Here is a 26,724-nt window from a genome sequence, read left to right on the forward strand (position 1 = left end):
CGCTATCGCGACTCAATCACAATAAAGCCCGCCGATGCGGGCTTTTTTATTGGCGTCATCCTAAGTATAATCGCGCCAATCCTGCATCAATAAAGCTATCACTATAATGAAAAAGCCCTCCATCTATGTCGCCTACACAGGCGGCACCATAGGCATGCAAAAGACAGACAATGGTTTCGCCCCGGTACCTGGGTTTCTCACCGACTGCGTAAAGGCCATGCCAGAGTTTTTTCACCAGGAGATGCCAGACTTTGTCATCCATGAATACTGTCCCCTAATCGATTCCTCCAACATGGCGCCGACAGACTGGCAGATGATCGCCGACGATATCAAGGCAAACTATGACAAGTATGACGGCTTCGTGATCCTGCACGGCACAGATACCATGGCCTTTACCGCTTCGGCGCTTTCTTTCATGCTTCAGGGGCTCACCAAACCCGTGATCGTCACCGGCTCGCAGATCCCACTCGCCCAGCTGCGCTCCGACGGCCAGACCAATCTGCTCAACGCCCTCTATATCGCCGCCAACTATCCGGTGGCCGAGGTATGTCTATTCTTTAACAACAAGCTGTTTCGTGGCAATCGCACCACCAAGGCCCATGCGGACGGCTTCGATGCCTTTGCCTCGCCCAACTTCCCTATCCTGTTAGAGGCGGGCATTAAGATCCGCCTCAAGGCGGGGCGTATCTCAGATAGCAAGGCCAATACCCTCACGGTCAACAAGATCAGTCCACAGCCGATAGGCGTGGTTACTCTCTACCCGGGGATTACCACAGAGATCATCGACAACATACTGCAGCAGCCAGTCAAGGCGCTGATTTTGCTCACCTACGGCGTGGGTAATGCACCACAGAATCCTGAGCTGCTCGAGTGTCTGCGTAGAGCCAACGAACGCGGCATCATATTGGTGAACCTCACCCAATGTCTGCAGGGTAAGGTCAACATGGGCGGCTATGCCACGGGCAATGCGCTGGCCAAGGCCGGGGTGATCAGTGGTTTCGATATGACGACGGAAGCCGCGCTCAGCAAACTGCATTACCTGCTGTCGACCGAGCTTTCGGTAAGCGATATTCGGGTGCAGATGCAGCAAGATCTCTGCGGCGAGCTGACCGAAGACTAGCGAGGCCTAAAGGCGATAAGCTAAACAGCTTATTAGCCAACAGACGATGAATTAAAAAGCCCCTTATTAAAGGGGCTTTTTGCGCTTAGAGGTCTTGCTCTTTGAAGGCGGCGATACTCTCGCCCTTAAACTGACGTTTCAGCTCAGCCTTCGACAGCTCGTTCAGCTCACCCTGATTATTGATGGTGAAGTGATCCTTCTGATCTAACCTGCGAGCCTGGTACATCATCACCAGTTGCAGGGTCGAGTCTCTCTGCTCATCAGACAGCACAGTGCCGTCTTCCCACTTGCCGAGTTCGACGGCGCTGAGTAATCGCTCATATACCTCTTGAGGCATATCATCGATCACCTTATTGATATCACTCATATACTCTTCCGTTTATGTAACACGATGCGGATTCTGGCTATCAGATAACCGATAAAGCCAAAGACGAAGCAGATGCCAGCGATATTGGCTCTGAGCCCCTCAGCGGGTTCGCCGCCCCAAAACCAGAGCACTACACCGGCGATAAACAGCGTCATCGCCAGAAAACTCTGATTCATCAACTGATTGGTGCGCTTAATATGACTGATCCGATTAAGCGACTCATTATCTCCCGACAGGCCGGAAGAACAGTGCGGGCAGCTCTTAGCCAAACTCGATATGCGCTTATGACAGCTTGGGCATTCTACTAAGGCCATCTCCCCTCCTATCTCAGCTTATCGACCACGGCCAGCATCGCCAGCAGTGACGCCTCGCCAAGGTAGATACAACGCTCAGGTGACCAGCCAGCCATAGGATCTGGCATGTTGGCATTATCTTTAAACGGCATCTCTAGGGTATTAGAGAGACAGCCAAAGGTTTGCGCCACCCAGTTTGAAGCCACGGTAAGATTCGCCTGACCCGGTTCATCCTTATCGTAGCCAAATTCATCTTGAAAATCGGCACTGGCCATCAGCAGGGCCTTAACAAAATCGGCTTGCAGATCGGCCATCTTCTGGTTGTAACCCGGTACACCTTCGCAACCAGCGAGGAACACATAAGGCAGGCCTTCGTCGCCATGGACATCGTAATAGAGATCGACGCCGGTTTCTTTCATCCGATTGACCACATGGTACACCTCGGGGCTCTTCTCTAACGATGGGCTCTGCCATTCGCGGTTGAGGTTAACCCCCTTAGCGTTGGTTCTCAGGTGGCCACGTACGCCGCCATCGGGGTTCATGTTAGGCACGATATAGAAGTTAGCCTTATCCAGCAGCGCCTTGGCCGTTGGACAATCGCCATCGAGCAGGTTATTCAGCAAACCTTCCACCAGCCATTCGGCCATGGTTTCACCCGGGTGCTGGCGCGCGGTGATCCAGATCTTGGCTTTCTCTTCATCTTCATCACCCACCTTAACCAGGGTCATGTCGCGATCGTCTAAGGTTTTACCCAGATGCTCGATAGAGACTAAGGGATGGACCTGTACGGCGCTGAGCAGGTCTTGATGACGCTCGTAGCTATAGGGGGCGAAGTAGGCAATCTGGATCATCTCACAATCCAACTCTACCTCTATGGTCAATTTGCCATCTTGATAATGCGTCGGCAGGCGGAACCATTGCTGTCGGTCGTAGGTTGCCGCAGCTTGATAGTCTTCCCAACCTTTGGTGTAAGAAGCCTGACCCGCGTTGATGATATTCAGGGTATAGCGCTGGCCAACTTCACCTTGCAGGCGAAAGTTAAACCACTGAAAAAACTCGCCCCCTTCATCGGGTCTAATGGCCAGTTGCACATTATTGATATCATCTTGGTTGATGACCTCAATATTACCGCCGTCAAAATTGGCACTGATTAGCATATCCATTCCTTCATTGAGTTAAGGCAGACGTCTTGGGTCTGCTGATCCCCTAAGGATAAACTAATTTGCCCCATTTTCGCAGCGCTTGCGCCAAATAAAAGCCAGATTTTTTGCTGTCAAAATGACTAGGGCCTGTTGATCTTTGGCGTTTGTTTTTGCGGCAGTTTGAAGGTGATTTATACAAGGCAGAATCAAGGCGTTTTTTTGGCTGCAAAGCAACCCGAGATAACGCAGTCAAAATAGCCGACAAATGCAGGTAGCGGCGGCTAAGTGAACATCTATATACGACCAACCAATATGTGCGTCCATCGGCTTATGGCTGGAAATAGACTTAGCCAGGATACTGCGAGTCCAAGACAAAGCTAGGCCACTCTGCTCCAATGCTCCGATGCTCTAATGCTCCAATGCTCCAATGCTCCAATGCTCCAATGCTCCAATGCTCGACTCGAGCATAAAGCACTGTTACAAAAAACCATAGACACAAGGACAAGACTCCAACAGCTTTGGCTCTCCCCCAAGTTAGCACACAAGTTAGACCTTAAAGAAAACCAGGTCCTAGCAAAGAAAACTGTAACCTTGGCCTCTTACCGTATTGATGATGGTTTTTGGCAGGCTGATCTTGGCCAGTTTGCGCCGGGTATTGCTGATGTGCATATCCAGATTACGATCAAACTGTCCGAGATCTTTTTTTAACACACTACGCTGCAGTTCCTGTTTAGTGATCACCTCGCCCTTGCGATCGAAAAGGTACTTGAGCAGCTTGAACTCCGTCTGGGTTAAGGCGACACGTCTTTCGGCTACCTCGATGCTAAAGTCATTCTGATTAAAGTAGATCGCCTTTATCGGCAGCGGCAGAACCTCGGTCAACTGGGACTTAGTGATGTCCGCGCGGCGGCGTAGCGCATCGATGCGTGCCACCAGCTCGCGTACACTGACCGGCTTAGAGATAAAATCATCGGCGCCGAGGCGAAATCCTTTTATCCGCCTCTCCTCTTCATCGGTTGCCGAGATGAGGATCACCGGCAGATTATCGCTGCGCGCCTGCAGAAAGGCAAAGCCATCCAGATGGGGCATCTCAACATCTAAGATAATGAGATCTATCGCCATTTTACCTAAGATCAACAGCGCTTCCTGGCCATTACTGGCACAATGCACCTGATACCCGCTGGCCATTAAGCCAAGATAAAGGATTTCTCGCGCAAAGGGATCATCATCAACGAGTAGCACTCTTTCCATTTAATAACCTTAATGATAACAATTATCATTAAGGTTACATTAACTCATCGAGCCAATCCAGTCCTTTATCTCACCTGAGGATAAAACTATGACCCACATCTCACCGGTGCTGTGACGAAGGGACAAAAAAGGCCCCTTTAGGGGCCTTAATCACTTGTCTATCTTACTTGAGCATCAGCTGACGAATGTACTTCACCGGCGCACTACCATAGCTTAAGAACTGTTCGTGGAAACCTTTAAGGTTAAAGTCTTCCCCCTGTTTAGCCTTAAGTTCTTCGCGGAAATCATAGATCTCGCGATAACCCGCATAGTAGCTCGTTAGCTGCACCTGACTCAGGGTCGCGCGGCGCCATTTGCCCTCTGCTTCCGCCTGTTGTTGGAACGCCTCCTGAGTCATCAGCGCAATCGCCTCCTCTTCGGTCATCCCCTTCACCTGAATGCTGTAATCCAGAATCGTGTTGGCAATGACCCTCAGGTTCCACTTGTAGTACATTAGCCACATCTCAGGCTCGAAGTTACCATAGCCCTCTTCGAGCATCATACGCTCGGCATAAACGGCCCAGCCCTCGACCATGGCGCCGTTGCCAAATAGGCTCTTCACAAGACTCGGCGACTCATTGGAGTAGACCAACTGGGTGTAGTGGCCAGGAATCGCCTCGTGAATATTGAGCACCTGCAAGATCCAATGGTTGTATTCTCTCAAGTAACTCTCTGCCGAAGCGTCGCTCATGCCATCGAGTGGCGTGACGTTATAGTAAGTGTTGCCCGTCTTCTCATAGGGACCAGGCGCGCTAATCGAGGCGCCGGCAAACCCGCGCATATATTCTGGGGTTTCACGCACAACCAGGGGCTTCTTAGGATCTAGGGTGACCAGCTGCTTCTCGTTGACAAACTTTACCAACTCGGGGATCTGAGCGCGCACTTCGGTCACGAAGTCTTCACGTTTAACATGACGCGACGACAACTTATCAATCAGCTGGCGGGTTGCCACCTTAGTGTCGCTTGGCATCTGGGTATTGAAATATTTGCTCCACAGCTGCTTGGTGATCTTAGCCATCTCACCCTGGACTCTGGCCTTATCGGCAAGAGCCTTCTCGTACAGCTGCTTGGCAGACATGCCCGATTGAATGTCAAAGGCAAACTTCTGCTCGTAGAGCGCCTCGCCAATTCTAAAGCTACGGGCGCCCTCTTTGGTTAGCTTAGCCTCAAGGCTAGTCAACCAGTCGATATGCTGGTTGATGGCATCGACCACGAGTTTGAAACGAGAATTGAACAGCGCCTTCTCATCATCGCTAAGACCCGAGGCGGCGACCTGCTTTAACAGATCATCGGAAAACACGCTGAAGGCGCCACGGTTTTGCATGATGGCCAATTGCGTATGTTCTAAGGTCGGCTTATCGATATTCTCCCTTGCCGCCACATAGTAGGCAGGCACATTTTCCATACGGGACAAAAATGAGCGCAGACGCTCGTCAAGCGGCGCAAAATCTTCGTTGGTCAGCTGTGCAAAACCGCCCGCAACATTGTAATTAGCTGGGTTCCACTGCCACGACTTAAAGGTCTCTATCTCCCAACGGTCTTGCTTCAATAGGTTCTCGATAAGCTTATAATCGATCAGCTCGCTGGGCGTGAGCTTACTCATATCGAACCCATAGAGCAGCTTAAGTTGGGCATCGACGAAAGCTAGGCTCTCTTTTCGGCTTTGAGCATTTGGCACCTTAAGCACACCATCGTACTTGTGATAGCCACTATAGAGCGCCCAGGTAGGCGACTGTTGCCACAAGGCATCGATAAATTGCGTTGAAAACTCGCTAAAACTTAATGCCTGTACCTCTAGTGCACTAGCCCCTTGAGAATTTACCGATTCTGTCTGGTGTGTCTGACAAGCGGTTAAACTACCTAGCCCCAGGACGATGGCGGCAGCGATGATGCTTTTTTTCATGATGCTTCTTCCCTTGATTCTTATTATTAACGGCTGAAAATTTCCTGATGAATGCTTAGCTTAACCGGATCGCTATACGGCCTGCTTAACTGTTGCTGTCATTGGAGATACTTAGCCGATACATGAGCTTAGCTCAGTTGGCCCATAGTAAATCACGTTGCCAAGCAAATTGCAGCAGGCAGACCAGATTAGACAAGCTTTGTTACAAACCCGTTTGCTATGCTCATGCCTGACGGTGCAATTTACGTCTCACCTCGACTAACGCACTCCCCAATCGCCCTCCCCAATCGCCCGCCCCCATTCCAACGTTAGCAGTACATGGCATAGGCGTTTTTTGACAGAGGGCTGGCGGACACTACACTGAGTTTAGAGGCCTAACGAGGTTCGCCATGGTTAACAAAGCCCAGTCCAAACGCTCTTTTCATCATCAAACAAAGGTGAAAATATTTTGCTCGAGCCTGATTGTAATCGGCACTATTCTCTCTATTGCCTTTTATAGCAACGCCAAGAGCGATCAAAATAATTCATCACAAAAGAGCAAGCCTAAGCTGGTCACCATAACCACTCAGCAGTGGGCGCCTTATCATAGCCAGGAAAGAGATTCACAGGGCGTTGCCCATGAGAGCGGCTACGGGCTAACGGCTCTCAATTGTGTCATGGCAAAAATAGGACAACCCTATAGGGTGATCTTCCTTCCCTGGGGCCGGGCACAAAATAGCGTCAAACAGGGAAAATATGACGCCTTCTTCTCCGCCTCACGCAACGAATGGCGCGATCAATTTGCCGTACTGAGTAATACCTTCATTCAGCAGGAGTGGAACTTTTACTACCACAAGAATTATCGGATCCCGGCGAGCATAAATGAGCAAAAATCCAATACAGTATTTGGCGCACGTATCCATTCTAATAGCGCCCATTGGCTGGCCAAGAATAAGTTTAAGCGGGTGAAAACGTTTCCGACGATCACCGAACTGGTTAAGTTGCTGGACGCCAAGCGTATAGATGGCGTGATGGAAAATGCCCTGCTATTTGAAGCCCAGGTGCGCCAGTCGCAACTGTCACTGGACGCCTTTGTGAAAAGGCCCAATATGCGCATCGATCTGGGCGTCTATTTTGGCAAGACTTTCTTGGCCAAGCACCCAGGTTTCCTCGAGCGCTTCAATCGCCATACACAGGCGTGTCGCTTCGACTACCAGTGATACTCAAATGCTTAAATACTCATATAGAAACTAATGTGAGCACTTATCTAAACACTTATCTAAAACATTTGCCTAAAACACTGCTACGCATACAATCTTACCGAGCCTCGCCATAGAAGCTTTAGCGTTACCCATAACCGTTCTGATAAAAACACCCTAACCCAATTAACCTGTGTACATCTGAAAGGGCTATTAGGGTTAGTCTTTTTAGGAACAGCACTAATGGGCGCCAGGCTTTAACTTAAATTCGGCCCAGATGGGATTGTGATCCGACGCGCCACTGGTGAAGGACTGGGCCGTCATCAGGTTTAGGCCTCGATAATAGAGATGATCCAGCGGCAGACCAAATACCCGATGGCGCTTGTCCTCCTCATACACGGCTTCCTTCAGCCTGAGTTGATGTGCCAGTTGCTCAATATAGGCCATACGCTGTCCACGCCAGGTATTAAAGTCGCCCCCTAATATCACGGGGCCTTGATGCAGATTGATCTTCTGAACGATCTGCTGCCACTGGGCGCGATAGCTCTTTAACTGCCAGTCAAAGTTAATCCCATGCAGGTTGACGACTAAGAGTGTCTGGCCGTTGGATAAGGGGTAGCGTGAGATAAGAGTCGATTTAGCAAAACGGATCCAAGGCTCTACCGCATGGTAGGCGCAGGCATCGCGCGCCTGCTCTGTGGCGAGATTCATCACACCAACCGGGGATTTTAGTAGGGAAAAGGCTTTGGCCATCACCAGATGCAGGCTAGAACCGTCGAGGTATTGATGGAATCCGGCATTTAACTTGGCTTCCTGCAACAGCATCAGCTCACTGCGTCTGGCCAGCTCGGTCAGATCCTGCTGCCAGCCCTTCTTTTGTTGCTTATAGATGTTCCAGACCCCCACCCTGAGTCGCCCTTCACTGTCGAGCACCCGACTACTCGGAGCGGTAACACATTGGGAGACAAATACAGGTTCAATCTCACTCATCATCACCTCAGGCTCGCCGTTAAGATAGGTCGCCACAGCCACATAGACAGCCGCAGATAGGAGTAATAATAGTAATGATTTTGACCACAGGCGCGGCAATCGCGCCGACTTGGCTGACTTTTGACTCACAGGGTTACTCTAATCATAGAAATAAACTGCCTTAAGGAGACAATTAAAAAATAGTGCTTTGGTACCAGCAGCTTAGCCTATATGATAGCGATCACGCTATAGTTAGCTTCATCGTCATTATCGAATCATACTCAGCGAGTGCGATCTAGGCTCATACTGACATTATGGAAAATGTACATCAAATTCTCGCCATCGCAGGCGTATTCATCTATTGGTTGCTGCTCGGCGCCATCGCGCTGCGCCTGGTGGTTAAACGCCGCACCATAGGAGTCTCCTTCTCCTGGATACTGGTGATCTACTTTCTTCCCCTGGTGGGGATCATCGCCTACATTCTGTTTGGCGAATTGCACCTCGGGCAAACCCGGGCCAGTCGCTCCAAGGCAATGTTTAAGCCCTATGGTCATTGGTTCGCCGCGCTGTATCAACACCCTCAGCACACGCCAGAGCGTCAAAGCGATCACGCCAGAGCCATAAGCCAGCTGTGCGATACTCAGCTGGGAATCCCCTCTCTGAGCGGCAATCATCTGTGTTTGCAACATACACCCTCGGGCATACTCAACTCGATCACCCAAGATATCGACGCGGCGCGAGAGAGTGTCGTCATGGCGTTTTACATCTGGCATCCAGGTGGCTTGGCCGATGACGTTTCCAGAGCGGTAATAAATGCCTCCAAGCGCGGCGTTGCGGTGAAGATCCTGCTGGACGCCGCCGGTAGTCGTACCTTTTTTAACTCCCCCTGGCCGACTCAGATGCGCGCCGCCGGCGTAGAGATCTCCCAGGCGCTGAGTGTCAGCCCCTTAAGGATGTTTTTTAGACGGCTGGATCTACGCCTGCATCGCAAGATAGTCGTTATCGATAATCAAATCGCCTATACAGGCTCGATGAACCTGGTGGATCCCAAGTACTTTAAGCAGAGTGAAGGCGTCGGCCAATGGATAGATGTCATGGTGCGCTTAATCGGCCCGGCCGTGCCCTTACTAAGCACAGTTGCCGCATGGGACTGGGAGGTGGAAACCAGCAAGCGATGCTTACCCGAGCCGCCAGCCCTTCCTCAAGCGCCCACACAGGCCGAGTCCCTAGTACAAGATTCTCTGGTACAGGTGATCCCCTCTGGGCCGGGCATGCCGGAAGAGGTGATCCACCAAGTGCTGCTACAGAGCCTCTACCAGGCTTGTCGTAAGATAGTGATCACCACACCCTATTTTGTCCCCAGCGAAAACCTGCTGGATGCACTGATCACGGCGGCCGCACGCGGCGTAGATGTTAACATCATCATTCCACAGAAAAACGATTCCACTATGGTCAAGTGGGCCAGTCGCTCCTTCTTTGCGGAGCTGCTTAAGGCTGGCGTCAAGATCCACAGATTTAGGGGAGGTCTGCTGCATACTAAATCTGTGTTGATCGATGATGAGCATTGCCTTATCGGCACTGTCAACATGGACATGCGCAGCCTATGGCTCAACTTCGAACTGACCCTGGCGGTGGACGATAAGGTGTTTGCGGAATCCTTAAGGGCGCTACAGCAGGGCTATATCGACAACGCCGAGCAACTCGAATACAAGCGTTGGCAGCGCAGGCCTTTGTACCAGAGGGTGATAGAACACCTCTTCTATCTCTTTAGCCCCTTACTCTAATACGCTAAAGACCGCTGGAATTAACCATTCGAGGCAACAAACTAAGGTGGCAAACGGTAAGCCATGAGGACTCTATTGGCCACTTTCCCTTAAAAACAGCACCGACAAAGAACTAACAAGCCAAAGAGACAAAAAAAAGACCTGCCAGAGGCAGGTCTTTCTATTAACGCCTAGGTCCAAGTCTGAAACTGGGACTAAGACTAAGAGGAAGCCTAATCCTTAGCTCTGTTTCTTCACGAACTTAGATTTCAGCATCATCTGACCATGGCCATCAACCTTACAGTCGATATCGTGGTCGGCATCGACGAAACGGTTGATTACCGCCTTAGTGCCCACTTTCAGGGTCAGTGAAGTGCCCTTCACCTTTAGGTCTTTAATCAGGGTAACCTTATCACCCTCTTCTAGCAGGTTGCCTACCGCATCCTTAAGGATGATCGCATCGGGATCGACCGCTACTTCATTAGGATTCCATTCATGAGCACATTCTGGACAGATCAACAATGAGCCATCTTCATAGGCATAAGGTGACTCACATTTTGGGCATGGTGGAATTGTATCGCTCATAACTCTTTCTCTTTCATTAAAAGGTAAGGATCAGTCTGGGTATCGGGTCGCTCACTCGCCACCTATACGCTTAGCACTGCTCACAATGATAATCGCATTATAATAAAATTATCATACCCAGGCCAGCTAAGAATCGGCTAAACCGATTCGCCACTCCCTTAGCTAAACTTTAACCTTAGGATTCTTGGTCGGTTCGGCCTGACCATAGCTCACGCCATGTTGTTCCAGATAGCCACGGATCAGCTGTCTGACCACCTGAGATGGAGTAAGATCCTGTGAGGCGCAAAGTTGTTCAAACGCCTGTTTCTTACTGGGGTCGAGTAACACGGTGAAACGTGCCGTCTTATTTTCCATGGGCTAGTCCTCGCACTAAAAACATTATCATTTGATTATAATCTTTATCCCCTTGCCTGCCTATAGCCAGGCGCATCCCTTTCATAAGGCTTTAGTCAGAGCGTTCATTTCATACGGCGGGTACTACAGGCTGCTTACACAGCTTTTAATAGCTTGTTCGACTGGCTAGTTTTAACAGCTGGAAAATGAGGTAGATAGAGAACAGAGGTTTAAGACAGGCATAAAAAAAGACGCCCTTAGGCGTCTTTCTTATTGAATGTGGCGGTGAGTGAGAGATTCGAACTCTCGATACGTTGCCGTATACACACTTTCCAGGCGTGCTCCTTCAGCCACTCGGACAACTCACCGAAGCGTTATGTAATGTCCAACCGGAATCACATCAACGGAGCGGTACTTTACGCAAATCGCTAAACAGGGTCAAGCTAAAAAACTGTCTGCTCAGGCATTTGCGTAATAGATCGCCAATTCGCTGCATATCCACCCTATTTGAACTTGCTAACCAGCTCAGACATGGCACTCACGTCATTAAGCAACGACTCATTCAACTCGCTGAGACGATCGGAAACCTCATGGGTATTGCGGTAGATGTCGCTGATCTTCATCGCGTTTTGGTTTACCTCTTCGGACACTGCCGATTGCTCATGGGTCGCCGCCGCGATCTGCTCGTTCATGCTGTCTATCACACTTACCTCGCTGACGATGCGCACAAGCTCCTCACCGGCGCGCTTGGACTCGACCACACTGATCTCCGCCTTGCTACGTCCACTCTCCATCGCCTTAACCGCTATCTTAGCGCCTCGCTCTAGCCGCTCTGTCATGCTGCGAATATCTTCGGTGGAGGTTTGCGCCCTTTGCGCCAGGCTACGCACCTCGTCGGCGACCACGGCAAATCCACGTCCCATTTCGCCGGCGCGGGCAGCCTCGATGGCGGCATTGAGGGCGAGTAAATTCGTCTGCTCGGCGATACCACTGATCACCCCAAGCACATCGACGATCCCTTTGATATCTTCGTCGAGGTTGTTGATCGCCTGCGCCGCATCGGCGATCTCCTGTGCCAACTCGTTGATCGATTCTGCGGTGCGCCCTACCTCTTTACTGCCCTCCTGGGCTTCCTTGTTCGCCTGGGCCGAGGCTTCTGAGGCCTGTACCGCATTTTGCGCTATCTCTTGCACCGTTGCACTCATCTCAGTCATCGCCGAGGCAACCTGGTCCACTTCACTATGGCCAAGTGCGACATCTTCACGCATGGTACGCGCGCAGCCTTCCATCTCCTGGGAGGCGGTGAGCAGTCCCTGAGTGTTAGTTCTCACCATGCTGATCACCTTCTCGAAGTCGGCCATCATATGATTAAAGGCAGAACCGAGTTGACCTATCTCATCTTCACCCGAAAGCTCGACTCGTACACTGAGATCATAATGTTTCTGGGACTCTGTCACCTTGTGATACAAGTGTCTGAGGGAGCCATGCAGATAACGGCCAATAAACACCGACAAGAAGATCACCATGACACCCGAAACCAACATCAAAGCGATAACACTCACCATGAGCGACTTGGCGTTGGCAAGCGCACCGCGGGTGTCACCCAAAAGTTGTTGAGACAATTGACGTTCAAACTGTCGCAGGGCATTGATACGGGCGGTAGACTTGGCAAACCAATCTGTGGAGCTCTGAGTGCTTAGCGCCGCGGGCTCCTGGCTCATCGCCTTGTCGCGCAGTGCCGTAACGGCCATGAAGGCTGGCGATGACGCGACTTGTCCATAGTCTGAACTCACCTTATCGTTAGCCAAGGCTAAGAAGCGTTCCTGGTAGGTGTTCTGCTCGGAGACCAGATTAACAAACTTGAGGAACATACCGGGTTTGAACGCGCTGTTACCGAAAGTTGAGCTAAGCACCGCCCGCTCGATACCGGCGCGCTCCTTCATTTGCAAAAAGGCGGCAAAGCTGGCCGAGGCGACCGCGATCTGACGGCTAGCCCCTTGTTGACTGGTCTGATCCACGATCGCCAAGAGTAACCCATTGAGTTTGGTGTAATAGGCTACCTCTTCGGGCACTGAAATGGTTAAGCTATCTACCTTGCGGCGCATATCGCTGAGCTGGTTAAGCATTTGATTCACCTGGCTCATCTGCTGGGCAAATGACTTAGGTAGCTCATGACTACTTATAAAGGCTTTGAAGTTATTGAGCTGCTCATCACTCAGCTGTCGCTGCTTTGGCAATTTATCGCCAAAGTTCTTGCCCTTTGAGCCGAGAAATCCGGCGCTCATGCCCCGCTCTTTTTGCAGTTCATGAACAAAATCGCTGTTCACAACCGCCAACTCGGACAGGGTCTCTACCTGACTCAGGCCTTGATGCAGCTGATATTGACCATAGACCACAAACAGACCAAAGAAGGTTGCCCCTAAAATGGGCGGCACTATCACCAGCAAAAGTTTGTTTCTTATATTGAGATCACTGATCCATTGCATATTCATCTTGCGTTATCCCTAACCACGGCGGGTTGATAGAGTGGCATTGCGTCACTTTACAGATCCGGCACAGACAAAAGCCTTATCCATTACCGTATTAACACTAGCATAAAAATCTGACGTTAAAATAAAAGTCATCTAAAAACATGCACTAAAGGCACAAATAAGATGACACTTATCATTTTTTACCATGCCTTAAACGGCCTCACAATGCCCATAAAGTCTAGTATGGTGAGCCTGTCACCAACCAATAGGCAGTAAAAAAGCGCCTTAAAGGCGCTTTGTTGCAATCAAAGGCGCGCTTAGGCTAACAGCCTAGGCGTTACCTTTCACCTGCATGTTCAGTGTCTTGGCAAAATCCAGCATGCGATCCAGTGGCACCAGTGCTCTGTCTCTGAGCGACTCATCGACGAAGATCTCATGTTGTTCTGAGCCATCGTTAATCAGTGCGGCCTCAATGGCCTTAAGGCCATTCATCGCCATCCAAGGACAGTGGGCACAGCTACGACAGGTCGCGCCGTTACCGCCTGTGGGAGCTTCGATCAGGGTCTTATTGGGTGCAGCCTGCTGCATCTTGTAGAAGATCCCTTTGTCGGTTGCCACGATAAAGGTGTCGTTATCTAAAGTTTGCGCCGCCTTAATGAGCTGGCTGGTCGAGCCAACGGCGTCGGCCATCTCGACCACGCTGGCTGGCGATTCGGGATGCACCAGTACCGCGGCATCAGGGTACTGCGCCTTTAACTGAAGTAACGCCTTAGCCTTAAACTCATCGTGAACGATACACTCGCCCTGCCACATCAGCATGTCGGCGCCGGTCTGCTTGGCGATATAGCTGCCCAGGTGACGGTCTGGTCCCCAGATGATCTTCTTACCCTGACTGTCGAGATGCTCAACGATCTCCAGAGCGATACTTGAGGTCACTACCCAGTCGGCGCGCGCCTTAACGGCGGCAGAGGTGTTGGCATAAACCACAACCGTATGATCAGGGTGGGCGTCACAGAAGGCGCTAAAGGTGTCGATAGGACAGCCTACGTCTAGCGAGCAGGTGGCATCCAGGGTCGGCATCAGTACGGTTTTCTCCGGGCTTAAGATCTTAGAGGTCTCGCCCATAAACTTGACGCCGGCCACGATCAAGGTCTTGGCAGGATGATCACGACCAAAGCGGGCCATCTCCAGCGAATCTGAAACACAGCCGCCGGTCTCTTCGGCCAGCGCCTGGATCTCAGGGTCTGTGTAGTAGTGGGCCACCAAGACAGCCTCTTTCTCCTTCAATAGCTGCTTGATGCGCGCCTTATAGGCCTGCTTCTCGCTATCACTTAGGGGAACCGGCTTTGCTGGAAATGGATACTGAATATTTTCGATGCTTGGTGCTACTTGACTCATGCTCAAACCAAAGAGTGGGACTAATTAGCGGCATTATACTTAATCTCACGCCAAAGATTAACTCCGGCGAAAAAAAAGAGCGCCAAAAGGCGCCCTTGTTAGATACAAAATGCAAAAATTAGTGCATCGCCAGCAACATCTCTTGTGGCGACTCGAGATACTGCTTCCACAGGTTACAGAAGCGCGCGATGGTGCCGCCATCTATCACCCTGTGATCGCCAGACCAGCTAACCTGCATGATCTTACGCGCCTCGACCTCACCCTTATCGTTGAAGCGTGGTAGCGTCTGCAACTTACCCAGGGCAACGATGGCCACCTCTGGCTTGTTGATGATAGGCGTCGCAACCGTACCCCCCAAGGCGCCAATGTTAGAGATGGAGATACTGCCACCCTTCAGATCGCTCGGACTGACGCGGCCGCTACGGGCGTCTTTGGTCAGGCGAGTGATCTCGGCTGCAACCTCAAGGATAGATTTTTGTTGTACATCCTTCACGTTGGGCACCAATAGACCGACTTTCGAGTCTACCGCCATGCCTATGTTGTGTGACGCCAGGAAGGTCTGCTCGCTGCAATCCTCATTCACGCGGCTGTTGATGCCGGGGAACTGAGTCAGCGCCAGAGACATCGCCTTCATGAAAAATGGCATCATGGTCAGCTTAAGATCATCGCTCGAATAACGTGCCTTCATCGACTCGCGCAGTGCGACCAGCTCGGTCAAGTCCAGCTCTTCACAGTAGGTGAAATGCGGAATGGTCGAGACTGATTCTGTCATCATCTTAGCCATTACCGCCTTAACGCCGCGGATTGGCTCGACGCGATCGCCGGCTGATGGTGCCACAGCAGCCACAGTCTGTTCGCTCTGATCCTGGACTTTAGCCGCCTTGGCCTTCACGGCCTCACCGCTACGGAAGCGCTCGACATCTTCCTTATAGACACGGCCATGTTTGCCAGAGCCAGGCACTAGGCTGAGATCGATATCATAGCTGCGCGCCAAACGACGCACCGCAGGACTCGCCAACGCCTTACCGTTACCGGCCGGGGCGTGCAGCTCAACATCTTGGCTCTCATCTGCAGCAGGCACAGCATCGGCAACCGGCGCGGCTAAAGCGCCCTCTTCGCCCTCTACCTCGATAGAGAACAGCGGCGTGTGCACCTGAGCCAGTTGGCCTTTACGATAATGCAGCTTAACCACCTTACCGCTCTTGATGGCCGGGATCTGCACCAAGGCCTTGTCGGTCATCACATCGGCGATAGGCTGGTCTTCGACCACCATGTCGCCTTCCTGTACCAACCACTCAACCAGTTCACACTCGACAATCCCTTCACCGATATCCGGCAGCAAGAACTCTTCGACGCGTTTTCCGCCAGCACCTTGCTGTGAATCAGATTGAACGACCTGTGTATCGGCTGCCGGTTCGGCCGCCACTTCATCTGCAACTTCACCATCAATTTCCACCGAGTAGAGTGGCTCATGAACGATGGCAATGTCGCCCTTTTTGTAATGAAGTTTTTTGATGACGCCGCCGTGCACGGCGGGGATCTGTACCAGCGCCTTGTCTGTCATCACATCGGCAATGGGTTGATCTTCTGTTACGGTATCGCCTTCGGCAACCAACCACTCGACCAGCTCACATTCCACCACGCCCTCACCGATATCGGGCAAAATAAAATCTTTAATCATGCCTGGGGCTCCTAGTATTTCATCGATGCTTTGATCGCTTCAAAGGTCTTGAGCGCATCAGGCATATATTCTTTCTCGTGGATCAGTGGATAAGGTGTATCCAAACCACACACGCGGCTAATTGGCGATTCCAGATAGAGGAAACATTCCTGCTGAATGGTTGCGGCGATCTCGCCGGCAAAACCACCCGTCAGTGGAGCCTCGTGGTTGATGACCAGACGACCCGTCTTCTTCACAGAGGCCGCGACCGTATCGACATCCCAAGGCGCCAGGGTACGCAGATCGATCACCTCACAAGAGATCCCCTTCTTGGCCGCCATCTTAGCCGCCTCTTCGACGATCTCCATCTGAGCGCCCCAGGCCAGCACGGTAATGTCAGTGCCTTGTTGAACCACCTCGGCCTTGCCTAGCTCGATCTCATAGGCTTCATCGGGCACCTCGCCCACGCTGGCGCGGTAGAGACGCTTAGGCTCGAAGAAGACGACAGGGTTCTTGTCGCGGATCGAGGCAAGTAACAGGCCCTTTGCCTGATAAGCATTACGAGGAACCACTACCTTCAGACCAGGCGTCTGGGTGAAATAGGCCTCGGGCGACTGCGAGTGGTAGTGACCACCGGCGATGCCGCCGCCATAAGGGGTACGATAGGTAATACCGCCAACTTCAAACTCGTTACCACTGCGGTATCTGAACTTGGCTGACTCGTTCACTATCTGATCGAACGCCGGGAAGATATAGTCGGCAAACTGGATCTCGGCGATAGCCGTCATGCCATTTGATGCCAGACCATTGGCAAAACCCGCAATCCCCTGCTCGGTCAGCGGCGTGTTGAAACAACGATCGCGGCCAAACTTATCCTGCAGGCCAGAGGTGGCGCGAAATACTCCACCAAAATGTCCCACGTCTTCGCCGAAGATCACCGCCTTGTCGTCGGTTTCCATCGCAATGGTCAAGGCATCGTTGATGGCTTGTAACATATTAATCTTGGCCACGATTTAATCTCTCCCTGCGCTGCGTGGATAGGAATCAGGATATTTCTTGATGTGCTGCTTAAGCTCGGTCAGTTGCTGCTTGAGTCTCGGCGTCGGTTCGTCGAAGACATCTTCGATGATCTCGTCGATCTTAGGTGCCGGTAACTTCTCGGCGACCTTCACCGCGGCCAATACCTCTTCACGGTACTTGTCATACAGGGCCGCATCATCGTTTTCGGCGAGCCATCCCTTATTGATCAGCCACAGCTTGAAACGCTTAACCGGATCGTGCTGCTGCCACTTGGCCTCTTCGTCTTTAGAACGGTAACCTGACGGGTCATCTGAAGAGGAGTGAGCGCCGAGACGATAGGTCATGGCTTCAATCAGCACTGGCTTGTTGTGCTCAAGCGCATAGGCTCTCGCCTGCTGCGTGGCCGCCATCACGGCTAACATATCATTACCATCCACACGAATGGTGTGCATGCCATAGCCCACACCACGACTGGCGATGCCGTTACCGGCAAACTGCTCGTTGGTCGGGGTTGAGATGGCGTAGCCATTGTTACGACAGAAGAAGATGGTTGGCGAGTTCAGCACCGCCGCCATGTTCAGGCCGGCGTGGAAATCGCCTTCAGAAGCCGCGCCTTCACCGAAATAGCAGATGGCAACGTTGCGTTTACCCTGCATCTTAAGGCTATAGCCGACACCTGTGGCCTGTGGGATCTGCGTGGCCAGTGGCGATGAGATGGTCTGGTAATTCAGCGCCTCACAGCCGTAGTGGATCGGCATCTGACGGCCTTTACCCAGATCTTTCTCGTTACTGAACATCTGATTCATGAATTGCTCAGTGGTGAAGCCACGATAGCGGATCGCCGCGTGCTCACGGTACTGGGCTAGAATCACATCATCTTGGTCCAGGGCGGCGACACTGCCGACGACGGCGGCTTCCTCACCGGTACAGGTCATGTAGAAGCTGATCCGTCCCTGACGCTGAGCGGCTAACATGCGCTCGTCGAGTACTCGTGTGAACACACAAGTATCATAAATTTTTGCAGCCAAATCCTGATCGATCACGGGTAACACAGCATTTTCAAAGGTGGTACCGTCGGCTTGAAGGATCTTCAGGATCGGGATCGATAAAGAATCCTTATCGAGAAAACTGACGCGATGGACAGTCTCTGTATTGCTCGTTGCGTTGCTCATACTATTCTCTTATCAGCTGAGTTTTCTTGTTATCTGACTGCGAACATCCTAAGTTGTTCACTATTCTCTATTATGACGCGGCCTTAAAGTTACGTTAACGTAAACTACCTAGCAAGCTATCGCGGGGCGCGGCCGACAACTAGCTGTCCCCGCCCATGTATCGCTAGCTTTACAAGCCAGATACTAGACCACGCGATAATCTTTGGCAGGCACTAAACACAGCACAGTACGCTGCCCAACCGGCACATTGGCATTGGGAAATACGATAGACTCAGATTCGGCCTCGACCTTTATCTCAATCCCGCCATCCTTAGCCAATATATAACCCTTTGGAAATGCAGTGAAATTCTCTACGTCATCGGCAAAGGTGAAGCTAAAGTCGTCAAACTGCTTATTGATGGAACGATTTACCTGATACAGGTTCACCTGACTGGCATCAAACTCGCCAAGTTCAAGATCTCTGCCGCTCACCAGACGGGTCAGCATCTCCTTAACCGCGATAAAGCGGGTCATATCGTTCTGCCCCATAGGCATCACCTTGCCCAGCTCTATGGTAAAGGCGTGGGCCTGATAACCGTGGGCCGAGAAGTAACTAAAGGTGGTCGTAGGTTCGTGGTGGAACAGCACTGTCTTGATGCCGCAGGCGGCTAGGAACATGATCTGTTCACCGCTATAGGGCTCGCCATGAGGATAAGGGTAGATGGCAAACTTCTCATGCTTGGAGGCGCGAATCGCGGTATGCAGGTCGTAATGAAAGCGCTCGCCCCCATGAGGCGCAGCGTTAAAGAAGCGATCCACATACTGCTCCAGCTTCTGGGCACGTAGACGCTCGGCGTTGATCAGGCCTTCGCCTCGAGAGTGGGCGCCGCTGAACAAACGATTGAGGTTTTCCTCGACGAAACGGGTGCCATTGAGGATGGCCGGCGGGTTACCGATTAAAAACAGCACGCGATGGGCCGTAATAAGGGTCTCGGACAACAGCGCAGTGATCAGCTGATTGCATAACTCGATGGGCGCCGTCTCGTTACCGTGCACCGCAGAGGAGAGCACTATGCTCCTGGTTTGAGCATCTGCCCTAGACAAAGGCTCAAAGGCGATCACGCCGGTATCCCACACGGAAACCTGAGTGTGCTGCCCTAGGGTAAATTCGAACGGCGCCGCAAGGCTAACAGGATTGTCTAAGGTCAATTGCAAAAAGTCTTTCGACAACATCAGGGTGTCTTGCACAGAAAACTCCTTCATTCCATCGCCAAACCGGCGCACTTGCCTAGGCAAGCTTGCGGGGCGACTCCTTGGATTTATTAGCATTATTATCAATTGGCCAGCATAGTATCATTTAAGCGACCCCACGGCCACGCGGGCCAGTCATTCGGCGCATAATTTCCCTGTTGCATTCGTTAATCAGATAATACAGAATAGAGCCGTCTGGCCGTCTAAACATCCAAAAAAGATTTTACGGACAGGAACAATTAATAAAAAGCAATAAACATTGATAGGCTCAATCGATACGAGGTCAACCATGGCATTAGCAACATTTGGCGCAGGCTGTTTCTGGGGTGTAGAGTATTTTTTCAAGCAGATAGACGGTGTGACCTCTGCCACCTGCGGCTATATGGGCGGCGATGACAAGGCGACCAGCTATAAAGAGGTCAAGACGGGCACGACCGGCCATGCCGAGGTGGTTCAGGTCGAGTATGACGAGTCTAAGGTGAGTTTCGAGGATCTGCTGGCGGTGTTCTGGAGCAACCACAACCCAACTATGCTCAACATGCAGGGGGGCGATATCGGCAGTCAGTATCGCAGTGCCATCTTCTTCCACGATAAGCAGCAAAAAGCCGAGGCCGAAGCATCAAAATTGGCCCTTGCCCGCAGCGGTAAGTGGGGAATAAGACCCATAGTGACCGAGATAGTCCCAGTGCTGACCTTCCATAAGGCCGAAGAGTATCATCAAAACTATCTGGAAAAGAATAACCTGCCTAGCTGTCACCTGACCTACTAGGGTCTGTTGACCTGTCCAGTTTTTTTTTGCAGCATCTTGTAGGGGATTTATACAAGGCAGAGCCTTCGTAGTGTAGTGGTTACTATAAACCAGAGTGAAATGAACGGGAGATAACGCCTTAGAAATGGCCTACAAAAGCTGCCCACAGGGTGCTCAATAACAACAAAAGTTGTTCTCAAAAGGTCGACAGGCCCAAGTTCGACCATAAAAAAAGCCAGTGATTCACTGGCTTTTTTGTTACTAGAACAATATTTGTTATTAGAACAATAATAGCTGCCTATCTATAGATGCCGTGATGGCCGCTCAGCCCAGCAGATCCTCTATCATCTGCTGCGCCGCCTCAAGCACCTGCTCAAGATGCGCCTCGCTGACAAAACTCTCGCCATAGAGCTTAAATAGCGCCTCGGTCCCCGATGGCCGCGCCGCAAACCAGGCATTCTCGGTAACCACCTTGAGACCCCCTATGGCGGCACCATTACCCGGCGCATGGGTGAGCACCTCAAGAATAGTATCGCCCGCCATCACATCAAGGCCAAGGGAACTCGTATTCAGCGGCTCACTCACCAACTGGTTAAACTTCGCCTTTCGCTTTGGGTTGACTGGCGAGTCGATGCGTTTATAGAAACTTTGGCCGTGACGCTCAACCATCTCGGCATAGATCTTGGCCGGGGTCTTGCCGGTAACCGCCAGGATCTCCGCGGCCAGCAGGGCAAGGATAAAACCGTCTTTGTCGGTACACCAGCTGCCACCATCACGGCGCAGGAAGGCCGCGCCGGCACTCTCTTCACCGCCGAAGGCAAAGCTGGCATCGGCCAGGCCGTCGACAAACCATTTAAAGCCGACCGGCACCTCACACAGGGTGCGGCCCTGCTCGTGACAAACCTTGTCTATCATGGCACTGGAGACCAGGGTCTTGCCTATCTTGAGCGCGGCTGACCACTGCGGGCGATGAGACAGCAGATATTCGATGGCAACCGCCAGGTAATGGTTTGGGTTCATCAGGCCTGTGCCCGGACAGACGATGCCGTGCCTGTCATAATCGGGATCGTTGCCGACACAGATATCAAATGCATCCTGGTGCGCCAGCAGCCCCGCCATGGCATAGGGGGATGAGCAATCCATACGGATCTTGCCATCCTTATCCAGCGGCATAAAGCTAAAGGCGGGATCGATGCGATCGTTTACCAGTGTGATATCCAGCCCGTATTGCTCGGCTATCTTGGCCCAATAGTGGATCCCTGAACCGCCAAGGGGATCGACTCCGATGCGAATGCCGGCATGCTTAATGGCCTGCATGTCGATCACCTGCTCGAGATCGCCGACATACTCAGCCATCAGATCCCGCTCGACGATTAGCCCTGTTTTCAGTGCTACCGAGTAATTGAGTCGTTTCACCCCTTCGAGTTGCTTGGCCAGATAATCGTTTGCACGCTGCTCGACCCAGGCGGTAATACCGCCTTCGGCGGGGCCACCATGGGGAGGATTGTACTTAATGCCACCATCTTGGGGCGGATTATGGGAGGGGGTGATGATCAGGCCGTCGGTGAGCTGTGCGCCCTGGCCGCGATTAGCGGCTATGATGGCGTGTGACACCACTGGTGTTGGCGTAAATTCATCAGCTTTAGCGACAATCACCTGAACGCCGTTGGCGGTTAACACCTCAAGCGCCGTGACATAGGCTGCCTGCGACAGTGCATGGGTATCTATGCCCACTATCATTGGGCCTTTTATCCCCGCCTCAATGCGGTGATCCACTACGGCCTGCACGATAGTCAGGATATGTTTCTCGTTGAAACTCTTGTTAAAGGCACAGCCTCTGTGACCCGAGGTGCCGAAGGTAACCTTCTGTGCATCTTTGGTCACATCCGGTGAGAGCCGATAATAGTGGCTCATCAGTTTAGGAATATTAACCAAGTCCCTTTGTTGTGCAGCTAAACCTGCTCGCTCGTGTAGCGCCAAAATGTACTCCTAAGTGATGGGTAGATTGAACCTCAGTATGCCGACTAAATATGACCGATTATGGATTCAATCTGTTTTTCTTGTACACCAAACTGCCCCAACACCTCGCTTAGGATGGTGCGCTTCTTGGCCGTATTGTTGTTGGTGGTCACCCAGAAGCCGCTATTACCTATCTCTTTCGGGTTGGCCGACTTACTGGCCTTGAGCAATGACTCTTTTGAGGTGGCGAAATAGAGACGATCGCGCCCCTGGATCTGTAACACCTGATCGAATTGATTTGGTGTGGCCTTATAGATAGCCTCTAAGGTAAACAGGAAGCGACCGACGGCGCCCTTCTGCTGTGCCAGTGCCACCTTGTCGATCAGAGTGTCGGCATCGAGACTCGCCACCTTTTGTTCTTGTGCTACCTCTTTATCCAGGCCTGGCTGGCTGATCTGCGCAGGCTGCACCATGGCAACCGTCTCTACGTCTAAGCCGAGTAATCGTCGCAGGATCTCTGAAGCACTCTCTCCTATGCGCTCTGTCTTGCTGGCATATGGCGATATAGCTCTTCATCAATCTCAATATATTTCATGACTAGAATCTTCCTTAGGCGGTAAAGGTAAATAGGTTATTGTTATTGCGAATGCGATCCGCAGCAACGGATGCCAGATCCGTTCAAGTGTATGCTATCTTTCCCACCGGAATAAAGAGCGATCGCATTAAAAATCCACAACTTGGTTACAAGATCAATAAATTAGCTCTCAAGTGCGCAAAAACCCGCCAGAGAATGCTTGGCTGGCCGTTAATGCTGTCTTTTAAGCCGATTTACAGGCACAATTTGGCCAATTCTCTCAACCTAAACTTTCCATGCGCAGCTTGAACTACACCCAATCGGGACAAGGTAGCCCGGTGATTTTGATCCACGGCCTATTTGGCAACCTGGATAACTTAAAGACCCTAGGCAATGCACTCGATGATCATCAGGTGATCCGTATCGACGTGCCTAACCATGGCCTGAGCCCACACTGGCCCAACATGGATTATGCCATGCTGGCAGACGCGATCATTGAACTCATGGATGAACTCGAGCTGGACTCGGCACACCTGGTCGGCCACTCCATGGGCGGTAAGATCGCCATGGCCACGGCGCTGCTCTATGGCGATCGCGTCAAGAGCCTGGTCGCTGCAGATATCGCCCCTGTAGCCTATCAGCCAAGGCATCAGAAGGTATTTGCCGGTCTCGGTAACCTGGACCTTAGCGCACTGAAAAACCGGGCAGATGCGCAGAAGCAACTGCTCGGTGCCGGTATCGACGAAGGTACGGCGATGTTTCTTTTGAAAAACCTCACCAAAGATGAACAGGGTTTCGCCTGGAAGATGAACCTTGCCGGGCTAAAGTCCAGCTATGAGCATCTTATCGGCTGGCCGCTGGCAGACAAGCAATACTCGGGCCCGAGCCTGTGCATCCGCGGCGCCGATTCAGACTATGTGACGGCGGCCCATCACGGAGCCTTTGTGTCTCAGTTTCCAAAGATCCAGGCCAAGTCACTGGCAGGTACAGGTCATTGGTTACACGCACAAAAACCGGCGATTTTCAATCGCATCGTCGCCGAGTTTATCGCGCAAAATGACTGAATCTTGTCTGTAAAGCGTGTAGCAGATAACGCTTAACTATGGTATATTCGCGCCTCTTTTTTTAGCCTGAGGGAACGCAGCATGTTATCTCAGTACATGGAACAGATAGAGGCGGTCGGCTTAAACCTGTTCTTTGCAGCGATATTTTTCTTTATTGGTATGGCAATACATGACGTGCTCAAGCAGGGAAATGTCCCTAAATTTGGCCGCTATATTGTTTGGTTAGTATTATTTCTCGGCTGTGCCGGGTTTATAGCTAAGGGCTTGATCCAACTCTCCTGGGAGAGCTCTGGCATAGGTTAAATGAACATTCGATGGCAAAAGAATCTTCAGACAGAACAACGATAGACCTGTTTGCAACGGAAAAGCGCCGAGGACGTCCTCGCAGCAATCCCCTTCCCCGGGAGCAACAATTAAAGGTCAACAAGCGAAATCAGATCCAGCGCGACAGAGCCGCAGGATTAAAACGAATAGAGTTAAAGGTGTCACAAGATTTATACGACGCCTTGAATGAAAAGGCTTTGGCCAGTAACATCAGCCGCAGCCAATTAATCGAATCGATATTGCTTAAGCAGGTAAGACCCTGATCTTAAGTGGTGTTGAAACAAATGTCAGTGAACTAGATAAAGGAAAGACAATGGCAACTGTAGGTCTTTTTTTCGGCAGTGATACAGGTAATACCGAAGCCGTCGCCAAGATGATCCAGAAGAAACTGGGCAAGAAGATGGTCGACGTCAAGGATATCGCCAAGAGTACCAAAGAACAGATTGCAGAATATGATCTGCTGCTATTCGGTATCCCGACCTGGTATTACGGTGAAGCCCAATGTGATTGGGACGATTTCTTCCCTGAATTAGAACAGATCGATTTCGACGGTAAGCTGGTCGCTATCTTTGGTTGTGGTGATCAGGAAGATTACGCCGAGTATTTCCTCGATGCCATGGGCATGGTTAACGAGATCGTCGAAGCCCGCGGCGCAGTGGTAATCGGTCACTGGCCAACCGACGGCTATGACTTCGAGGCTTCTAAAGGCATGGCCGATGATAAACACTTCGTGGGTCTGGGTATCGACGAAGATCGTCAACCAGAGCTGACCGAAGAGCGTGTCGATGCCTGGGTAAAACAGATCTACGAAGAGATGTGCCTGGCAGAGCTGGAAGACTAATCTCCCGGCCACATCAGCATAAAAAGCGGCGAACAGCCGCTTTTTTTAGCCCTGAAGCCGATACCTTGAATCACCCACACAGAGACAGTTCAACCTAATCTTCCCCCATGCACAGTCATACTCACACGCCTCACTGGGACATCTTCTGCGCCGTCGTCGATAACTATGGCGATATCGGCGTCACCTGGCGCCTCGCCAAACAGCTGGCAAAAGAATATGGGCTAGCGGTCAATCTCTGGGTCGACGATCTGGCAAGCTTTGGACATATCCTGCCAGCGCTGGATCCCAAATGCCCGAGTCAGACCTTCGAGGGCGTCTGCATCAAGCACTGGGATCTGCCCCTTAGCCAGGACTATCTACCCGGAGAGGTGCTTATCGAGGCCTTCGCCTGTGAACTGCCGCCAGAGGTGCTTGGCAAAATAACCAAAGCACATCAAGCCGGTAACAAGGTGCCGGTATGGCTAAACCTTGAGTATCTCAGTGCAGAAGATTGGATCGAGGGCTGCCACGGCCTGCCCTCCCTGCAGCGCAGCGGCCTGAAGAAGCAGTTTTATTTCCCGGGCTTTACCAACAAGACAGGCGGCCTCATCTGCGAATCGGACCTGCTGGCGACAAGGCAGCATTGGCAAGAGACACAGCAGCGTCTTAACTATTTTACCCAGCTTGGCCTCAGTGGCATTGCAGCCGACGATACTGTGATCAGCCTGTTTAGCTATGAAACTGCGAGCCTAGAGGCACTTTGCCAGCATTGGAGCCAAGGCAAACAGCGGATACATCTGCTGGTTCCCATTGGCCGCAGCCTAAATAGTCTTGCCACCTTCATCGACCCGCAACAGGACTTAGCGCCGGGTCAGCGTTTTTGCCACGGCAAGCTAACCATTCATCTTCTGCCGATGACAGATCAGCAAGGGTACGACAGGCTGCTTTGGAGCTGTGACGTTAATATAGTGCGCGGTGAAGACTCCTTCCTGCGCGCCCAATGGGCGGCCAAACCCTTTATCTGGCACATCTATCCTCAGGAAGAGGACTATCACCTGATAAAATTAGAAGCCTTTATGGCACTTTATTGTCATAATCTGGCGCCAGAAGTTGCCGACGCCTGGAAAGCACTCAATATTGGCTTTAACCAAGGTAGCCAGGAAGCCCTGCTTCCCCTGTGGCAACAAGTCATTACCGCACATGCGGCCCTGACGCAACACGCGCAAAAATGGCCGGATGAAGCAATAAATGATGCAGATCTTGCAACACGACTAGTTCAATTCGTTAAAAATAGCTAAGATACTGCGTTGAAATAGAAACACCCTAAAATATAGGAAATAG

General features: G+C 51.5%; 24 protein-coding genes, 1 tRNA gene and 1 pseudogene. 9 read left to right on the plus strand and 17 right to left on the minus strand.

What is annotated here, in order from left to right; genetic code table 11:
• Window positions 1-106: 106 nt before the first annotated feature.
• Window positions 107-1,120 carry an asparaginase gene (ansA, locus tag DB48_RS16420; protein WP_041511285.1) on the plus strand — a complete coding sequence of 338 codons (1,014 nt, stop codon included), beginning with the start codon at window positions 107-109 and terminating at the stop codon, window positions 1,118-1,120.
• 85 nt (window positions 1,121-1,205) lie between these two features.
• Here ansA and DB48_RS16425 read toward each other — a convergent pair whose 3' ends face one another.
• The 5 genes from DB48_RS16425 to DB48_RS16445 form a co-directional block, all read right to left on the minus strand.
• Window positions 1,206-1,487, minus strand: coding sequence for a YeaC family protein (locus tag DB48_RS16425; RefSeq protein ID WP_041511286.1), 282 nt, complete (start codon window positions 1,485-1,487; stop codon window positions 1,206-1,208).
• The gene (locus tag DB48_RS16430) at window positions 1,484-1,801 is read right to left on the minus strand and encodes a hypothetical protein (RefSeq protein WP_041511287.1); all 318 of its coding nucleotides are present in this window, start codon (window positions 1,799-1,801) and stop codon (window positions 1,484-1,486) included. The genes DB48_RS16425 and DB48_RS16430 overlap by 4 nt, the downstream gene beginning before the upstream one ends.
• An 8-nt stretch (window positions 1,802-1,809) precedes the next feature.
• Window positions 1,810-2,937 carry a M14 family metallopeptidase gene (locus tag DB48_RS16435; protein ID WP_041511288.1) on the minus strand — a complete coding sequence of 376 codons (1,128 nt, stop codon included), beginning with the start codon at window positions 2,935-2,937 and terminating at the stop codon, window positions 1,810-1,812.
• A gap of 555 nt (window positions 2,938-3,492) precedes the next feature.
• Window positions 3,493-4,173, minus strand: a complete 681-nt coding sequence (locus tag DB48_RS16440; protein ID WP_041511289.1) for a response regulator transcription factor — start codon at window positions 4,171-4,173, stop codon at window positions 3,493-3,495.
• 163 nt (window positions 4,174-4,336) lie between these two features.
• Window positions 4,337-6,115, minus strand: a complete 1,779-nt coding sequence (locus DB48_RS16445) for a DUF885 domain-containing protein (RefSeq protein WP_041511290.1) — start codon at window positions 6,113-6,115, stop codon at window positions 4,337-4,339.
• Between the two features lie 389 nt (window positions 6,116-6,504).
• On the opposite strand from DB48_RS16445, the gene DB48_RS16450 reads away from it, so the two are divergent.
• Complete coding sequence (locus tag DB48_RS16450; RefSeq protein WP_041511291.1) at window positions 6,505-7,314, plus strand: substrate-binding periplasmic protein; 810 nt, start codon at window positions 6,505-6,507, stop codon at window positions 7,312-7,314.
• A 219-nt stretch (window positions 7,315-7,533) separates the two neighbouring features.
• Here the strand turns inward: DB48_RS16450 and DB48_RS16455 are convergent, their stop codons facing one another.
• Window positions 7,534-8,412 carry an endonuclease/exonuclease/phosphatase family protein gene (locus DB48_RS16455; RefSeq protein WP_041511292.1) on the minus strand — a complete coding sequence of 293 codons (879 nt, stop codon included), beginning with the start codon at window positions 8,410-8,412 and terminating at the stop codon, window positions 7,534-7,536.
• Between the two features lie 164 nt (window positions 8,413-8,576).
• On the opposite strand from DB48_RS16455, the gene cls reads away from it, so the two are divergent.
• On the plus strand, window positions 8,577-10,046 hold the full coding sequence (cls, locus tag DB48_RS16460; protein ID WP_041511293.1) for a cardiolipin synthase: 1,470 nt from the start codon (window positions 8,577-8,579) through the stop codon (window positions 10,044-10,046).
• Window positions 10,047-10,265: 219 nt separating this feature from the next.
• Here cls and DB48_RS16465 read toward each other — a convergent pair whose 3' ends face one another.
• The 9 genes from DB48_RS16465 to astE all read right to left on the minus strand — a co-directional run bounded on the left by DB48_RS16465 (window position 10,266) and on the right by astE (window position 19,891).
• Window positions 10,266-10,610, minus strand: a complete 345-nt coding sequence (locus tag DB48_RS16465; RefSeq protein ID WP_011865729.1) for a zinc ribbon domain-containing protein YjdM — start codon at window positions 10,608-10,610, stop codon at window positions 10,266-10,268.
• A 162-nt stretch (window positions 10,611-10,772) separates the two neighbouring features.
• Window positions 10,773-10,964: a ribbon-helix-helix domain-containing protein gene (locus tag DB48_RS16470; RefSeq protein ID WP_033540539.1), complete on the minus strand. Its 192-nt coding sequence runs from the start codon at window positions 10,962-10,964 to the stop codon at window positions 10,773-10,775.
• A gap of 259 nt (window positions 10,965-11,223) precedes the next feature.
• Window positions 11,224-11,311, minus strand: a tRNA-Ser gene (locus DB48_RS16475).
• Window positions 11,312-11,446: 135 nt separating this feature from the next.
• Entirely contained in the window at window positions 11,447-13,435 is a 1,989-nt protein-coding gene (locus DB48_RS16480; protein ID WP_041511294.1) for a methyl-accepting chemotaxis protein, read from the minus strand.
• Between the two features lie 309 nt (window positions 13,436-13,744).
• Window positions 13,745-14,812: a quinolinate synthase NadA gene (nadA, locus tag DB48_RS16485; protein WP_041511295.1), complete on the minus strand. Its 1,068-nt coding sequence runs from the start codon at window positions 14,810-14,812 to the stop codon at window positions 13,745-13,747.
• 118 nt (window positions 14,813-14,930) lie between these two features.
• A complete protein-coding gene (locus tag DB48_RS16490; protein ID WP_041511296.1) occupies window positions 14,931-16,493 on the minus strand; it encodes a dihydrolipoyllysine-residue acetyltransferase in 1,563 nt (520 codons plus the stop codon).
• 11 nt (window positions 16,494-16,504) lie between these two features.
• Window positions 16,505-17,482: an alpha-ketoacid dehydrogenase subunit beta gene (locus DB48_RS16495; protein ID WP_041511297.1), complete on the minus strand. Its 978-nt coding sequence runs from the start codon at window positions 17,480-17,482 to the stop codon at window positions 16,505-16,507.
• 3 nt (window positions 17,483-17,485) lie between these two features.
• Window positions 17,486-18,664, minus strand: a complete 1,179-nt coding sequence (locus tag DB48_RS16500) for a thiamine pyrophosphate-dependent dehydrogenase E1 component subunit alpha (RefSeq protein WP_041511298.1) — start codon at window positions 18,662-18,664, stop codon at window positions 17,486-17,488.
• A 183-nt stretch (window positions 18,665-18,847) separates the two neighbouring features.
• Window positions 18,848-19,891, minus strand: a complete 1,044-nt coding sequence (gene astE / locus DB48_RS16505) for a succinylglutamate desuccinylase (RefSeq protein ID WP_152619192.1) — start codon at window positions 19,889-19,891, stop codon at window positions 18,848-18,850.
• 292 nt (window positions 19,892-20,183) lie between these two features.
• Here astE and msrA point away from each other — a divergent pair, with 292 nt between their 5' ends.
• Window positions 20,184-20,663 (plus strand): peptide-methionine (S)-S-oxide reductase MsrA, encoded by a 480-nt coding sequence (gene msrA, locus DB48_RS16510; protein ID WP_041511300.1) that lies wholly within the window; start codon window positions 20,184-20,186, stop codon window positions 20,661-20,663.
• Between the two features lie 303 nt (window positions 20,664-20,966).
• Here the strand turns inward: msrA and pgm are convergent, their stop codons facing one another.
• Both pgm and seqA read right to left on the minus strand, forming a co-directional pair.
• On the minus strand, window positions 20,967-22,622 hold the full coding sequence (gene pgm / locus DB48_RS16515; RefSeq protein WP_041511301.1) for a phosphoglucomutase (alpha-D-glucose-1,6-bisphosphate-dependent): 1,656 nt from the start codon (window positions 22,620-22,622) through the stop codon (window positions 20,967-20,969).
• A gap of 44 nt (window positions 22,623-22,666) precedes the next feature.
• Window positions 22,667-23,196, minus strand: a pseudogene (gene seqA, locus DB48_RS16520) (replication initiation negative regulator SeqA).
• Window positions 23,197-23,480: 284 nt separating this feature from the next.
• Between seqA and DB48_RS16530 the strand changes: the two are divergent.
• From DB48_RS16530 to earP, 5 genes are all read left to right on the plus strand, one after another.
• On the plus strand, window positions 23,481-24,239 hold the full coding sequence (locus DB48_RS16530) for an alpha/beta fold hydrolase (protein ID WP_041511417.1): 759 nt from the start codon (window positions 23,481-23,483) through the stop codon (window positions 24,237-24,239).
• A gap of 81 nt (window positions 24,240-24,320) precedes the next feature.
• Window positions 24,321-24,542, plus strand: a complete 222-nt coding sequence (locus DB48_RS16535) for a DUF2788 domain-containing protein (protein ID WP_011865717.1) — start codon at window positions 24,321-24,323, stop codon at window positions 24,540-24,542.
• 11 nt (window positions 24,543-24,553) lie between these two features.
• Entirely contained in the window at window positions 24,554-24,826 is a 273-nt protein-coding gene (ybfE, locus tag DB48_RS16540) for a LexA regulated protein (RefSeq protein WP_041511303.1), read from the plus strand.
• Window positions 24,827-24,876: 50 nt separating this feature from the next.
• Window positions 24,877-25,404, plus strand: coding sequence for a flavodoxin FldA (gene fldA, locus DB48_RS16545; protein WP_011865715.1), 528 nt, complete (start codon window positions 24,877-24,879; stop codon window positions 25,402-25,404).
• A 107-nt stretch (window positions 25,405-25,511) separates the two neighbouring features.
• Window positions 25,512-26,681: an elongation factor P maturation arginine rhamnosyltransferase EarP gene (earP, locus tag DB48_RS16550; protein ID WP_041511304.1), complete on the plus strand. Its 1,170-nt coding sequence runs from the start codon at window positions 25,512-25,514 to the stop codon at window positions 26,679-26,681.
• The last annotated feature ends 43 nt before the right edge of the window (window positions 26,682-26,724 follow it).

This window comes from Shewanella sp. cp20, assembly GCF_000832025.1.
Lineage (GTDB): Bacteria > Pseudomonadota > Gammaproteobacteria > Enterobacterales > Shewanellaceae > Shewanella.

What these genes read in the sequence shown, in the direction of transcription:
- earP (WP_041511304.1), top strand. Translation starts at nt 25,512, where the DNA reads ATGCACAGTCATACTCACACGCCTCACTGGGACATCTTCTGCGCCGTC.
- msrA (WP_041511300.1), top strand. Translation starts at nt 20,184, where the DNA reads ATGGCATTAGCAACATTTGGCGCAGGCTGTTTCTGGGGTGTAGAGTAT.
- DB48_RS16435 (WP_041511288.1), bottom strand. Translation starts at nt 2,937, where the DNA reads ATGCTAATCAGTGCCAATTTTGACGGCGGTAATATTGAGGTCATCAAC.
- cls (WP_041511293.1), top strand. Translation starts at nt 8,577, where the DNA reads ATGGAAAATGTACATCAAATTCTCGCCATCGCAGGCGTATTCATCTAT.
- DB48_RS16440 (WP_041511289.1), bottom strand. Translation starts at nt 4,173, where the DNA reads ATGGAAAGAGTGCTACTCGTTGATGATGATCCCTTTGCGCGAGAAATC.
- ansA (WP_041511285.1), top strand. Translation starts at nt 107, where the DNA reads ATGAAAAAGCCCTCCATCTATGTCGCCTACACAGGCGGCACCATAGGC.
- ybfE (WP_041511303.1), top strand. Translation starts at nt 24,554, where the DNA reads ATGGCAAAAGAATCTTCAGACAGAACAACGATAGACCTGTTTGCAACG.
- DB48_RS16430 (WP_041511287.1), bottom strand. Translation starts at nt 1,801, where the DNA reads ATGGCCTTAGTAGAATGCCCAAGCTGTCATAAGCGCATATCGAGTTTG.
- DB48_RS16480 (WP_041511294.1), bottom strand. Translation starts at nt 13,435, where the DNA reads ATGAATATGCAATGGATCAGTGATCTCAATATAAGAAACAAACTTTTG.
- DB48_RS16445 (WP_041511290.1), bottom strand. Translation starts at nt 6,115, where the DNA reads ATGAAAAAAAGCATCATCGCTGCCGCCATCGTCCTGGGGCTAGGTAGT.
- fldA (WP_011865715.1), top strand. Translation starts at nt 24,877, where the DNA reads ATGGCAACTGTAGGTCTTTTTTTCGGCAGTGATACAGGTAATACCGAA.
- DB48_RS16470 (WP_033540539.1), bottom strand. Translation starts at nt 10,964, where the DNA reads ATGGAAAATAAGACGGCACGTTTCACCGTGTTACTCGACCCCAGTAAG.
- DB48_RS16500 (WP_041511298.1), bottom strand. Translation starts at nt 18,664, where the DNA reads ATGAGCAACGCAACGAGCAATACAGAGACTGTCCATCGCGTCAGTTTT.
- DB48_RS16465 (WP_011865729.1), bottom strand. Translation starts at nt 10,610, where the DNA reads ATGAGCGATACAATTCCACCATGCCCAAAATGTGAGTCACCTTATGCC.
- DB48_RS16450 (WP_041511291.1), top strand. Translation starts at nt 6,505, where the DNA reads ATGGTTAACAAAGCCCAGTCCAAACGCTCTTTTCATCATCAAACAAAG.
- nadA (WP_041511295.1), bottom strand. Translation starts at nt 14,812, where the DNA reads ATGAGTCAAGTAGCACCAAGCATCGAAAATATTCAGTATCCATTTCCA.
- DB48_RS16535 (WP_011865717.1), top strand. Translation starts at nt 24,321, where the DNA reads ATGTTATCTCAGTACATGGAACAGATAGAGGCGGTCGGCTTAAACCTG.
- DB48_RS16490 (WP_041511296.1), bottom strand. Translation starts at nt 16,493, where the DNA reads ATGATTAAAGATTTTATTTTGCCCGATATCGGTGAGGGCGTGGTGGAA.
- DB48_RS16425 (WP_041511286.1), bottom strand. Translation starts at nt 1,487, where the DNA reads ATGAGTGATATCAATAAGGTGATCGATGATATGCCTCAAGAGGTATAT.